The sequence below is a fragment of the Kocuria oxytropis genome (assembly GCF_040981195.1).
In the GTDB taxonomy this organism is placed as follows: Bacteria; Actinomycetota; Actinomycetes; order Actinomycetales; family Micrococcaceae; genus Kocuria; species Kocuria oxytropis.
In genome coordinates this window covers 1-12,197 of the sequence record NZ_JAVFXA010000031.1, presented here as the reverse complement: position 1 = coordinate 12,197, position 12,197 = coordinate 1, and the positions used below count along the sequence as shown (strand labels likewise).

Annotated in this window: 12 protein-coding genes and 1 pseudogene; 7 read left to right on the top strand and 6 right to left on the bottom strand. The window is 73.0% G+C overall.

Annotated features, from left to right (window positions below; all coding sequences use genetic code 11):
• Positions 1-129: pseudogene (locus tag QYM41_RS17130) on the top strand (acyl-CoA dehydrogenase family protein); the annotation flags it as partial.
• Between the two features lie 106 nt (positions 130-235).
• Here the strand turns inward: QYM41_RS17130 and QYM41_RS17125 are convergent.
• Complete coding sequence (locus tag QYM41_RS17125) at positions 236-1,225, bottom strand: LysR family transcriptional regulator (RefSeq protein WP_368800981.1); 990 nt, start codon at positions 1,223-1,225, stop codon at positions 236-238.
• Between the two features lie 216 nt (positions 1,226-1,441).
• Between QYM41_RS17125 and QYM41_RS17120 the strand changes: the two genes are divergently transcribed.
• From QYM41_RS17120 to QYM41_RS17110, 3 genes are all read left to right on the top strand, one after another.
• Positions 1,442-2,344 carry a hypothetical protein gene (locus QYM41_RS17120; RefSeq protein WP_368800980.1) on the top strand — a complete coding sequence of 301 codons (903 nt, stop codon included), beginning with the start codon at positions 1,442-1,444 and terminating at the stop codon, positions 2,342-2,344.
• Positions 2,345-2,677: 333 nt separating this feature from the next.
• Positions 2,678-4,039: an acetamidase/formamidase family protein gene (locus tag QYM41_RS17115; RefSeq protein ID WP_368800979.1), complete on the top strand. Its 1,362-nt coding sequence runs from the start codon at positions 2,678-2,680 to the stop codon at positions 4,037-4,039.
• A gap of 23 nt (positions 4,040-4,062) precedes the next feature.
• Positions 4,063-4,521, top strand: coding sequence for a DoxX family protein (locus QYM41_RS17110; protein ID WP_368800978.1), 459 nt, complete (start codon positions 4,063-4,065; stop codon positions 4,519-4,521).
• On the opposite strand, the gene QYM41_RS17105 is transcribed toward QYM41_RS17110, so the two are convergent.
• Both QYM41_RS17105 and QYM41_RS17100 read right to left on the bottom strand, forming a co-directional pair.
• A complete protein-coding gene (locus QYM41_RS17105) occupies positions 4,500-4,694 on the bottom strand; it encodes a hypothetical protein (RefSeq protein ID WP_368800977.1) in 195 nt (64 codons plus the stop codon). The two genes, QYM41_RS17110 and QYM41_RS17105, sit on opposite strands and share 22 nt — an antisense overlap.
• Positions 4,695-4,840: 146 nt before the next feature.
• Positions 4,841-5,680, bottom strand: a complete 840-nt coding sequence (locus tag QYM41_RS17100) for a hypothetical protein (RefSeq protein WP_368800976.1) — start codon at positions 5,678-5,680, stop codon at positions 4,841-4,843.
• A 149-nt stretch (positions 5,681-5,829) separates the two neighbouring features.
• Here QYM41_RS17100 and QYM41_RS17095 point away from each other — a divergent pair, with 149 nt between their 5' ends.
• Together QYM41_RS17095 and QYM41_RS17090 are read left to right on the top strand one after the other, a co-directional pair.
• Positions 5,830-6,384, top strand: a complete 555-nt coding sequence (locus QYM41_RS17095) for a MarR family winged helix-turn-helix transcriptional regulator (RefSeq protein ID WP_368800975.1) — start codon at positions 5,830-5,832, stop codon at positions 6,382-6,384.
• Between the two features lie 102 nt (positions 6,385-6,486).
• A complete protein-coding gene (locus QYM41_RS17090) occupies positions 6,487-6,681 on the top strand; it encodes a CsbD family protein (protein ID WP_368800974.1) in 195 nt (64 codons plus the stop codon).
• A 72-nt stretch (positions 6,682-6,753) separates the two neighbouring features.
• Here the strand turns inward: QYM41_RS17090 and QYM41_RS17085 are convergent, their stop codons facing one another.
• The 3 genes from QYM41_RS17085 to QYM41_RS17075 form a co-directional block, all read right to left on the bottom strand.
• Positions 6,754-8,313 (bottom strand): CoA-acylating methylmalonate-semialdehyde dehydrogenase, encoded by a 1,560-nt coding sequence (locus QYM41_RS17085; protein WP_368800973.1) that lies wholly within the window; start codon positions 8,311-8,313, stop codon positions 6,754-6,756.
• 35 nt (positions 8,314-8,348) lie between these two features.
• Entirely contained in the window at positions 8,349-9,269 is a 921-nt protein-coding gene (gene mmsB / locus QYM41_RS17080; RefSeq protein WP_368800972.1) for a 3-hydroxyisobutyrate dehydrogenase, read from the bottom strand.
• A 142-nt stretch (positions 9,270-9,411) separates the two neighbouring features.
• Positions 9,412-10,809 (bottom strand): MFS transporter, encoded by a 1,398-nt coding sequence (locus tag QYM41_RS17075; RefSeq protein WP_368800971.1) that lies wholly within the window; start codon positions 10,807-10,809, stop codon positions 9,412-9,414.
• Positions 10,810-10,985: 176 nt separating this feature from the next.
• Between QYM41_RS17075 and QYM41_RS17070 the strand changes: the two genes are divergently transcribed.
• Positions 10,986-11,936: a LysR family transcriptional regulator gene (locus QYM41_RS17070; protein WP_368800970.1), complete on the top strand. Its 951-nt coding sequence runs from the start codon at positions 10,986-10,988 to the stop codon at positions 11,934-11,936.
• Positions 11,937-12,197: the final 261 nt, after the last annotated feature.

The following is a 12,197-nucleotide window of genomic DNA, read 5'->3' as shown; positions in this document are numbered from 1 at the left end:
CTGCTGCTGGAGCACCACATCGCCCGGCACCTGACCGACATGGAGGTCGTCTCCACCTACGAGGGCACCGACTCCATCCAGGCCCTGCTCGTGGGCCGGGACATCACCGGGATCTCCGCCTTCCGCTGATTCCGGTGCCCCACCCCCGGGCGCCCGGCACCGGCGGCGCCCGGGTGCAGGAGGGGCAGGGTGCAGGGGTGTCGGGGGTCAGGGTGCCTCGGTCGGGGTGCCTGGGTCAGGGGGAGCGTCGGGAGCGAGGGGTGTCCGGGGTCCGGGTGCCTCGGTCAGGGTGGGCGTCGGGAGCGAGGGGTGTCGGGGAGGGGAGGGGACCCTCCGGTTCCGGGAACACCGTCTCGGAGATCTCGATGACGGACTGCAGGGCCGGGTTGACGTTCCCCCGGCGCCAGATGAGACGGACCTCGACCGGCTTCTGCTCCTGCGTGAGCGGCTTGTAGACCACGCCCCGGGACGGCACGTTGTCCCGCACGCTGGAGAGGATGAGGGAGATGCCCATCCCGGCGCCGACCAGGACCACGAGCGTCCAGGAGTCCGGCGCCACCTGGACCACCCGCGGGACGAAGCCCGCGTTCATCGCCATGGTGTTGAGCCGGTTGGGCAGCGTGGCCCCCGCCCCGCCGGGCAGCACGATCCACGCCTCGTCGGCGAGGTCCGCGGCGTCGACCGTGTCCCGGTCCGCCAACGGGTGGCTCTCCGGGAGGGCGACGAGCAGCTCCTCGAGGGCGACGAGCCGGGAGCTGATCTCGGCGGGCAGGAAGTCCCAGCGGCCGATCACGAGGTCGAGCGAGTCGTCCAGGACCTTCCCCAGGCCCAGGTAGGAGAACTGCGAGCTGTAGAGCTCCAGCGTGATCCCGGGACGGCTGCGCCGGACCTGGCGCGCCAGCTCGCCCACCGCCTGGTTCACGGAGGCCCCCGCGAAGCCCAGCCGGGCCCGCCCGATCTCGCCCTCCTGCGACTTGCGCACCACGTCCTTGATCCGGCGTGACAGCATGACGAGCTCCCGGGCCGGCTCCAGCAGGGCCTCGCCCTGCGGGGTGAGGGTCACGTGCCGGGTGTTGCGATCGAACAGGGTGGCGCCCAGCTCGGCCTCCAGCTGCCGGATCAGGCGGCTGAGCGGCGGCTGCGCCATGTGCAGGCGCTTCGCCGCCCGGCCGAAGTGCAGCTCCTCCGCGACGGCGAGGAACGCCTGGGCCTTGTGGACTTCCATCCGGCCAGACTAGGGGGTGCAGGAGGGGCGGCGGGGACGCAGCACGGCGGCCGTTCTGTCGCAATTGTCATTTGTGCGGCTTGCCGGACCGTCCGTGGCATGCTTCGTCTCGTTATGAGGTTCGTCATGCTCCGGAAACACTGTGTGCCCGGTGCAGTAACACGGATCTCCTACCGTTGACGCAGCACCGCTCGCCCCGCCCCCAAGGAGCAGCCCATGACCGAGCACGCCGGACCAGGACCCGCGCCCGCGGTCCCGCACGGGCGGCGACCGGTTCTCCGGGTGGTGGGCGGCACGGCCGTCGAGCCCGCCCACCCCGACACGGACCCCGCCGCGGAGGCCCGGGCCCGCGCCGCGGCCGCCCGCGCCGCCCACCCCTCCTCCGGGCTGGGCGTGCCGGGCTACGAGCGTCCCCGGCCGGCCGCTGTCCCCGACCGGGAGGACCGGCGGGAGCTCCCGGCGCCGGAGCCCGTGACGGCCCCGGACGAGCGAGCCGGCGAGCCGCAGCACGGGCCGCAGGACACGTCCCAGGACGCACCGCAGGCCACACCGCTGCCCGAGGTCCCCGCGCTCCACGGACCCGGGCCGCACCTGGTCACGGGCCCGGCGCTCCTGCCGGGAGCCCGCACGGGCGAGGTGCTCAAGGTCGAGGTCCTGCACGTCGAGGACCCTGAGGCGTCCCCCGGCCCGCTCGGGACCGGGTGCACGGCCTACCTGCCCGTCCGCGCGGACGGAGCCGTCTTCTGCCCGCGGGAGCTGCACCGGGCGCTGGCCGCGGCCGGGGAGCCGCTGAGCGGCACCTTCCGGGTCACCGTGTGCCGGAGCGGCGCCGAGGGCGTGCCGGCCGTGGCGCACCGGCAGCCGTTCGTGGAGACCGACGAGCACTGGATCGTCGTCGGGCGCTCGGGGGCCGATGACGTGGGCGAGACCACGTTCTGCCTGACCGCGGCCATGCACCGGGCCGTCAGCGCGGGGGTGGACTTCCTGGCGCGGGACCACGGCGTGGACCGGCCCATCGCCCACGCCTACCTCTCGAGCACCGCGGAGTTCGCCGTCACCCGCCTGGCGGACAGCTCCGCAGGAGCCCACGGACGGATCCGCAAGGCGGACTTCGCCTGAACCGCCCCCGGGGAATCCCCGGCCCGGTACCGCCCCGATCGATGTGCGTTCGTAATCGTCATATTGTGCGCGGAGATGACGGGACTCCCCGGTAACCCCCTACTGTGGGTGACGCAGGTCACGCGGGCGTCCGTGCGCGGTCCCGACAACGGAGTCGGGCTGTCTGCCGCCGGTAGCACCACGGCCGGGGCGCCCGGTGACCTGTCCAACTCCCGGTCCCCGCGCCGGCGCATGACGTCACGATGCGGAAACAGCGGGACCCCGAACCCGAAACATCGTCTCCCTAGGGTCGAAGGCATTCGAGCAGCATGCCGCGACCCCGAGGAGCCCCCCATGAGCGACCACTTCGCCCGCCGCGCCGCCGAGGAGCTCCAGCGGGGCCTGGGGAGACGCACCTTCTTCCGGGCGGCCGCCGGAGTGGCCGCCGCCGGAACGGTCACCGGCACCGGCCTGGGGGCCGCCGCCGCGGCCGTCCCGCGGGGTGCGCAGCACGCCGCGGGCGGGCGAACAGGGTTCCGCGGCCCGGTGCTGCAGCCGGGAGCGGGCCGGATCCCGGGGGACCACTACCTGCCGTCCGACGTGGACAGTGTGCTGTGGGGGTACGTGCCCTCCCTGGACGCCGAGCCCTCGCTGCGGATGCGCTCGGGGCGGACGGTCACCATCGACGCGGTCTCCCACGAGGGGATCCTGGAGGACCAGGGGCGGGACCCGGTGGAGTTCTTCGGCGAGCAGGGCGTGGCCCGCTCCCAGGTCCTGGAGGACGCGATCGAGATCGCCCGCGACTACGACCGCACGGACCGGGACTTCGACCGGGACGGCCCGCACGTGGTCACCGGCCCGGTGTTCGTCGAGGAGGCGCGGCCCGGCGACGTCCTGAAGATCGAGACCCTGCACGCCGATCTGCGCGTCCCGTACGGGGTGGTCTCCAGCCGCCACGGCAAGGGCGCGCTGCCGCGGGCCGCGGGCGGCGGCGCCCCCGCCGGGATCGAGCTGGACGAGGTGATGCCGCCGGTCGGCACGGACGGCCGCGCCACGGGCGAGCCGGAGGACTACGGCAACGTCTCGGTGTTCACCCCGGTCGAGAAGGACCAGGGCGTGATGGGCCGGGTCCGCTTCCCGCTGCGGCCGTTCCTGGGCATGATGGGCGTCGCCTACGCGCAGGGCGCCGGGCCCACCGACGACCTCCTCAACTCGATCCCGCCGACGCTGGGCGGCGGCAACATCGACATCCGCCACCTCGGTGTGGGCTCCACGTTCTACCTGCCGGTGCAGACGGACGGCGCCCTGTTCTACGTGGGGGACCCGCACATGGCCATGGGCGACGGCGAGGTGGCGCTCACCGCCATGGAGGGCTCGCTGCGCGGCACCTTCCGGCTCACCGTCTGCAAGGCGGGGGAGGGGGACGCGCCCGCCGTGGCCCACACCTACCCCTTCGCCGAGACGGACGAGCACTGGATCCCCATCGGGCTGTCCGACCCGGACGGCGCTGCCGGCGGCCAGGGGTCCGACCTGGACGTGGCGATGCGCCGGGCCGTGGTCAACGCCCTGGACTTCCTGGAGCAGGAGCAGGGCATGGACCGGGCCGTGGCCTACGCCTACCTCTCGGCGGCCGCGGACTTCGCGATCTCCCAGGTGGTGGACCGCACCGTCGGGGTGCACGGGCTGATCCGCAAGGCGGACTTCGACCGCGCCTGAGCCCGTCCTGCTAGCCTCCGGGCATGTCCCCCTCGTCCCGGCCGGCCGCCCCCGCCACGTCCCTGCCGCGCACGCTCGCCCGGATCCTGCTGGGGCTCGCCCTGCTCGGCGCCGGGACCGGTCACCTCACGGTGGCCCGCCAGGAGTTCCGGGCGCAGGTTCCCGCGTGGATGCCCCTGCCCGACGACGCCGTGGTGCTCGGCTCCGGGGTGGTGGAGATCGTGCTCGGCGCCGCGCTCGTGCTCCTGCCCCGGCACCGGGTGCTGCTCGGGTGGCTGGCGGCGGCGTTCTTCGTGGCCGTGTTCCCGGGCAACGTCTCGCAGTACCTCACGCGCACCGACGCCTTCGGCCTGGACACCGACCGGGCCCGGGTCGTGCGGCTGCTGTTCCAGCCGCTGCTGGTGCTGTGGGCCCTGTGGTCCACCGGGGCGTGGCGGGCGTGGCGCCGCTCCCGGCGGGCTCAGTCCTCGCGGTCGGCGTAGCGGGCGGCCGAGCGGTCCCGCACCCGCCGGTACAGGGCGAACGTGCCCAGGTAGGCGAGGGCCGCGAGCGCCACCGGAGGCAGCCACTCCTGGGCGTCCAGGGAGGTCAGGAGCACCCCGGCCGAGGTCAGCACCAGGGCCAGGACGAGCAGGCTCGCGACGATCGACTTCACGGGCGTCCTTCCGGGGGCGGGTCGCTCAGGGACCTTTCCAGCGTAGTGGCCCGCCGGCGGCCCCGCGGCCGGGGAGCCGTCCCGGCCGCGGCCGACCGCTCGCGCCCGTGGCATCGCCCGGGGCGCCGGTTCCCCGGATGCGGTGCTCAGCAGGCCGCGGCGAGCGCGGGGTCCGGCTCGGCGTGCCGAGCCCCGCCGGGGACGTCGCCCAGGTGCAGCAGGTCCACCACGTCCGCCTCGTCGAGGGCGGCCTCGCGGGCCAGGAGGGGGATCGGCACGCCGTGGCGCACGGCCAGGCGGAGCTCGTCCCGCAGCGTCTCCACGGCCTGGTCGAGCCGCCACCGCTCGGCCTCGAGGCCGGCCTCGAAGGCGCACAGGCGCTGTGCCGTCTCTCCGGGGCCGGCGGCGCCGTCCTCCGTGGAGCCGGTGTCCGTGGAGCCGCTGTCCCCGGAGTTGCTGCCCGCGGAGCCGCTGTCCCCGGTGCTGCTGCCCGCGAAGCCGCTGCCCGCGGAGCCGCTGTCCCCGGTGCTGCCCTGCGGGGAGCCGGCGCTCCACGAGCCGGCGTCCGGCCCGGCGAGGGGCCCGGCGTCGGCCAGGGCCTGGTCGAAGGACCACTCGGCGCTCTCGACGCGCCCCGCCGCGGCCAGGACCCGCCGGGTGAAGAACGGGCGGAACAGCATGGTCTCGCCGTCGGGGACGATCGAGACCGCCGCGGCCCCGGTCAGCGGCGCCTCCTGGAGGAAGCCGCACGCGCAGGCGTGCACCTGCCGGCCCTCGACCGCGGCCTGGGCCACGGCGTGGTTGACGCGGTCCTGGACCTCGGTGAAGTCGAGGGTGCGCACCGGCATCGGCCGGCCGCAGTGCACGGGAACGGCCGGAGCCGCGCCGGGGTCCTCCCGGACGGCCCGGAGCGGTGAGGGATCGGTCTCCGCACCAGTCGTCTCTCCGGTTGCCGCTGTGGTGGACCCGGGGTGCTGCTGGCTCATCTTCCGACCTCTTCCTCACGTACCCTGCTGCGTTCCTCTGCGTCTGCGTGCGCTCCCTCACGGTCACGCACGATTCCCATCGAACAGCAGTATTACTAGATTGTCTAGTTATCAGTTCAGCTGATTTGTAGATCGCCTACACTGGACGCATGAGCGCACACCCCAGGACCTCGTCCGGCTACTGGTACGCCGGTGACGGACGTCCACCGGCCCTGCAGGTCCTCGAGGCCCTGCGGGCGTACCGCACGGCCGAGTCGGCCATGCGCCTGCGGACCCGGGAGTCGATGGGCATGGGGGAGAAGGACGTGCTGGCCCTGCGCTACCTGCTCGAGGCGGACCGCGCCGGGACGCCGATGAGCCCGCGGGACCTGGCGAGCAAGCTCGGCATCTCCTCGGCCTCCACCACCACGCTGCTGGACCGGCTCTCGCGCAGCGGGCACGTGGCGCGGCGCCCCCATCCCACGGACCGGCGGGCGCTGGTCATCGTGGCCACCGAGGAGGCCGACTGCGAGGTCCGCTCCACGCTCGGGGCCATGCACGAGCGGATGATGAGCGCCGCGCGCCGGCTGAGTGCCGAGGAGGCCGCCACCGTGACCGCGTTCCTGCACGCCATGGCCGAGGCGGTCGAGGCCGCCGACGAGACCCAGCTCCGGGAGGACGTCGCGCAGTGCCGGCATCCCGGCCCGGACCACGGGGCCGCCTGAGCCGGGCGAGCCTCCCCACGGGGACGAACCGGCCCGCCGGCCGGCGGCTCCCCGGCAGCAGGACCCCCGGCGCCGGACGCCGGGGCACGAAAGGAGATCCCGATGGGACTCGACGACAAGATCCGCAACGCGACCGACAAGGCGGTCGGCTCGGCCAAGGAGGCGGTCGGTGACGCCACCGACAACCGCGACCTGCAGGCCGAGGGGCAGGTGCAGAAGACGGCCGGGCACACGAGGCAGGCCGGGGAGCACCTCAAGGACGCCGCCCGGAACGTCGGCGACGGCCTGAAGAGCTGAGCCCGCACGGGTGCCCCCGGTCCGGGCCGGACCGGGGGCACCCCCCTGACCGGGGGCGGTGCCCCCGGTCCGTCAGTGGGTGGGGAAGCCCAGGTTGACCTGGGACTCCGAGGGCTCGGGCCAACGCGTGGTCACGAGCTTGCGGCGGGTGTAGAAGTTGAAGGACTCCGGGCCGTACATGTGCGTGTCGCCGAACAGGGAGTTCTTCCAGCCGCCGAACGAGAACGCGCCGATCGGCACCGGGATCGGGACGTTGACCCCCACCATGCCCACCTCGATCTCGAACTCGAACTGCCGGGCGGTCTTGCCGTCACGGGTGAACACGGCCACCCCGTTGGCGAACTGGTTGGTGTTGATCAGCCGCACCGCGTCCTCGTAGGTGTCCACCCGCACCACGGAGAGCACCGGGCCGAAGATCTCCTCGTCGTAGACCTTCATGCCGGGCTTCACGTGGTCGATCAGCGAGACCCCGGTGAAGAAGCCGTCGCCGTCGAACTCCTGGGCCGTGCCGTCGACGACGACGGTCGCCCCCTCCGCGGCCGCTCCCGCCACGTACCCGTTGACCCGTTCCAGGGCCTGCGCGGTGATGAGCGGGCCCATCTCCGAGGCCGGGTCGGTGCCGTCCCCGATGGTCAGCTTCCCGATCCGCTCCTGGAGCCGCTCGATCAGCGGGTCGGCCACGTCGCCCACCGTGACCAGCACCGAGACGGCCATGCAGCGCTCGCCGGCGGAGCCGTAGGCGGCCGAGATCGCCGCGTCCGCGGCGCCGTCCAGGTCGGCGTCCGGCATGACCACCATGTGGTTCTTCGCCCCGCCCAGGGCCTGGACGCGCTTGCCGTGGGTGGCGGACGTCTCGTAGATGTACTTGGCGATCGGGGTGGAGCCCACGAAGGACACCGCCTTGACCAGGGGGTTGGTCAGCAGCTCGTCCACGGCCTCCTTGTCCCCGTGCACCACGTTGAGCACTCCCGGGGGCAGCCCGGCCTCGGCGAACGCCTCGGCGATCCACACCGCCGCCGAGGGGTCCCGCTCGGAGGGCTTGAGGATCACGGTGTTGCCGGCGGCGATCGCCGTGGTGATCATCCACAGCGGGACCATGGCGGGGAAGTTGAACGGGGTGATGCACGCGACCACCCCCACGGGCTGGCGGGTCTGGTGCACGTCCACCCCGGTGGCGGCCTGCTCGAGGAACTCGCCCTTCATGTGGTGCATCAGCCCCGCGCAGAACTGCACGTTCTCCAGACCGCGGGCGACCTCCCCGGCGGCGTCCGAGAGGACCTTGCCGTGCTCGGCGGTGATGATCGCGGCCAGCTCCGGGGTGCGCTCCCGGATGATGTTCTCGACCTTGAACATGATCGCCGAGCGCTTGGACATCCCCGTGGCGCGCCAGCCCGGCAGGGCCAGCTCCGCGGCCTCCACGGCGGTGGCGACGTCCTCGGCGGAGGCCAGCAGCACCTGCCGGGCCACCTGGCCGGTGGCGGGGTTGTAGACGTCGGCGGTGCGCCCGGATCCGCCGTGGCGCTTCCCGTCGATGAAGTGCTCGACGACCTCCTCGAGGCCCCGTGGGGCGGGGGTGCCCCGCTCGGCGTCCTGCCGTGCGCGGGTCTCGGCGTCCTGCTTGGTGTTCTGCATGGTGTTCTCCTCGGTCGTGGTGGTCTCGGCGCCGCTCAGGCCTGCTCCGGGTCCCAGCCCTGGATCTTCCCGTCCGGCGCGGCGTACTTGGTGATGAGGGAGCAGTCCTTGTCCCCGAGGCCCTCGTCGATGAGCTGCTGGAGCTTCTCGGCCACGAGCTCCGCGGCGGGCAGCCGCACCCCGGTCTGCTCGCCCGCCATGAGCGCCAGGCCGGCGTCCTTCGCGGCGAGAGCGGCGCTGAAGGTGGCCTCGAAGTTCTTGTTGGCCGCGGCGGAGTCCACGATCCCGGGCACGGGGTACCAGGTCTGCAGGGCCCAGGAGTTGCCGGAGGACACCGAGGCGATGTCCCAGAACACCTGGGGGTCCAGGCCCAGCCGGTCGGCGAGCACGGAGCCCTCGGCGCAGGCCTCGAGGCAGATGAACAGCATCATGTTGTTGACGATCTTGGCGGCCTGGCCCGTGCCGGCGTGGCCCGTGGCCACGATCTTGCGGGCCATCGGCTCGATGAACGGGCGGGCCTGCTCCACGACGTCGGGCTTGCCGCCGACCATGAAGGTCAGGGTGGCCGCCGCCGCGCCGCTGATCCCGCCGGAGACCGGCGCGTCCACGAAGCGGAAGCCCGCCTCCTCGGCGGCCCGGTGCAGGTCCTCGGCGGTCTCCACGTCGATGGTGGAGCTGTCGATGAGCAGCGCGTCCTGCGGTGCCAGGGCGATGACGCCGCTGTCGCCGAGGTAGACGGCGCGGGCGTGCTCGCCCTTGGGGAGCATCGTGAACACCACTTCGGCGCCCTGCAGGGCCTCCTCCAGCGTGTCGAAGGTCTGCACGCCGTGCTCGCGGGCGGCCGCCATGGCGGCGGCGCTGACGTCGTGGCCGCGGACGTCGTGGCCTGCCGAGACGAGGTTGGCGGACATCGGGTTGCCCATGTGGCCGAGGCCGATCCAGGTGATGGTGGTCATTCGGGAGTCCCTTCTGCAGGGGCCGGCGCTGCGGGGTGCCGGACCGCGGGTGTCGAGAGGTGGTGGTCGTGCGCAGCGCGCCCAGCGGCGGACCGGGGAGCCGGTCCGCCGCTGGGCGCGGGAGGGGTGCTGACGGCGGGGATCAGGAGGTCCTGTCCCGTGCGGCCTTCTCCTCGGAGAGCCGGCGCCGGTCCTCGGCGTCGATGTCCTGGAGGGAGACGCCCTTGGTCTCGCGCAGCGTCGCGACCGCGATCAGGGTGATGAGGCAGGCGATGGCGATGTAGACGGCGATCGGCACCCAGGAGTTGAACTCCCGCAGCAGGGCGGTCGCGATGATCGGGGCCAGCGAGCCGGCCACGATCGAGGTCACCTGGTAGCCCAGGGAGACCCCCGAGTAGCGCATCCGGGTGGGGAACATCTCGGCCATGATGGCCGGCTGTCCGGCGTACATGAGCGCGTGGATCATCAGGCCGATGGTGATGGCGGCCAGGATGACGAAGCTGTTGTCCGTGTTGAACATGGGGAACGCGATGAACGCCCAGAAGGCACCCAGGACGGCGCCCGCGGCGTACATCGGGCGGCGGCCCACCTTGTCGGTGGCCCGGCCCACGAGGGGCACGCAGATCGCGTGGATCACGTGGGCGATCAGCAGCAGCAGCAGGATCCGGCTGGTGTCCACGTCCCGCTGGGTGGAGAGGTAGGTGATCGAGAAGGTCACCACCACGTAGTAGAGGATGTTCTCCGCGAAGCGCAGGCCCATGGCGCCGAAGACGCCGCGGGGGTAGCGGCGGAAGACCTCGCCCACGCCGTACGCGGCGGACTTCTCCTCGCGGACCTCCTGTTGGGCCTCCTTGAAGATCGCGGCGTCCGTGACGTGGGTGCGGATGTAGTAGCCGATGGCCACGATGACGATCGAGAGCCAGAAGCCCACGCGCCAGCCCCAGGCGAGGAACGCCTCCTCCGAGAGGGTGAAGGACAGGGTGAGCAGCACGATGGTGGCCAGCAGGTTGCCCAGCGGCACGGCGGCCTGGGGCCAGCTGGACCAGAAGCCGCGCTCCTTGTTGGGGGCGTGCTCGGCCACGAGCAGCACGGCGCCGCCCCACTCGCCGCCCACGGCGAAGCCCTGCACGAAGCGCAGCACCACCAGCATGGCGGGCGCCCAGTAGCCGACCTGCTCGAAGCCGGGAAGGCAGCCCATCAGGAAGGTGGCCGCGCCGACCATGACGATCGAGATCTGCAGTAGGTGCTTGCGCCCGTACTTGTCGCCGAAGTGGCCGAAGACGATGCCGCCCAGCGGGCGGGCGATGAAGCCGACGGCGTAGATCAGGAAGGCCTTGAGGATGCCGTCCAGCGGGTTGCCGGTGTCCACGAAGAACAGCTGGCCGAAGACCAGCGTGGAGGCGGTGGCGAACAGGAAGAACTCGTACCACTCCACGACCGTGCCGGCCATGGAGGCCGCCACGACCTTCTTCAGCCCGCCGCGGTTCTCGGCGGAGTCGTTCGGGTCCGCCGTGGCGGCGACCCTGTCCTCGGTGCTCATGGGTTCTCCTCTGGCTGGGGAAACGGTGACGGTGGTCACAATGTTTGCCTACAGTGTGCGGATCCGTGGTGCGCTTCACAATGACCATGCGCTCGCCGTGCCTGTGCAAAAATGCACATGCCGCCCGGTCGTGTGCGTTCCCCGGTGCGGGACCCGCCACCCGGAGGAGTTGCCCCTTGTCGCACGGCGCCGACGACCTCCTGCTCCTGCTCGCCGTGGTCCGCCACGGCTCCTACGCCGGCGCCGCCGCGGACCTCGGACTCAGTCACACGACCGTGTCGCGGCGGATGGCCTCGCTGGAGAAGACCGTCGGCGCCCGGCTGCTCGTGCGCACCGGCGAGATGTGGGAGCCCAGCGAGCTGGGCCGGAAGTTCGTGGCCGCCGGCGAGGAGATCGAGTCCGCGCTGGGCTCCCTCCCGCTCGGCGCGGGCGGGCGCGGCAGCACCGTCAACGGCGTGGTGCGCGCGCTGGCCCCGGACGGCTTCGGCGGGGTGGTCATGGGGGCGGCCATGCGGCGGCTGATCGAGGAGCACCCCGGCGTGCGGCTGGAGATGATCAACGCGGCCCGGCGGGCCCAGACCAACCCGGTGGGCATCGACCTGGAGGTGGTCGTGGGGCGCCCGGAGGTCTCCCGCAAGGAGGCCTTCCACCTGGCCGACTACTCCCTGGGGGTCTACGCCTCACGGGACTACCTCGCCGCCCACACCCCGCCGCGCACCCCCGACCAGGTGCAGGACCACCCGCTCGTCTACTTCGTGGAGTCCATGCAGGACGTGGCCGAGCTGGACATCCCGCGCCGGCGGTTCCCGCGGATGCGCCAGGGCGTGGGGGCGACGTCCTCCGTGGTGCACGTGGAGCTCACCCGCGCGGGGGCGGGCATCGGGCTGCTGCCCTGCTACCTCGCCGAGCGGGCCGGGGACCTGGTGCGGCTCTTCCCGGAGGAGCTGTGGTTCCCCGTGGAGTACTGGGTGGTCTCGCGTGCGGACCTGCTGCGCCGGCCCGCCGTGCAGGCGGTCATGACCGCCATCCGCGCGGCCGTGGCCGACATGCGGGACGAGCTCGTGGCGGCCCCGACCCCGGCACGGGCACCGTCACCGGCCCCCGTCCCGGCGCCGGACCCGGACTGACCGGGTCCGGACCCGCCCCGACCGGCCCCGACCGGCCCCCGACCGGCCCCGAGCGACGCCCGACCAGGTCTGACCGGCCCCGGACCTGCCCCGCCTTGCGCCCGACCCGGCTCGACCGGTCCGCGATCGCCCTGGCCGGTCCCCCGCGCTCGCCGAGTGACCACGCTTGCGGTGAGTGACCACGAGAAACCGTGGTGTTCTATCTCGGGGGTTAATGGACGGTTGTGTCTCGGGGCTTCGTGCACAGTTGTGTCTCGGTGC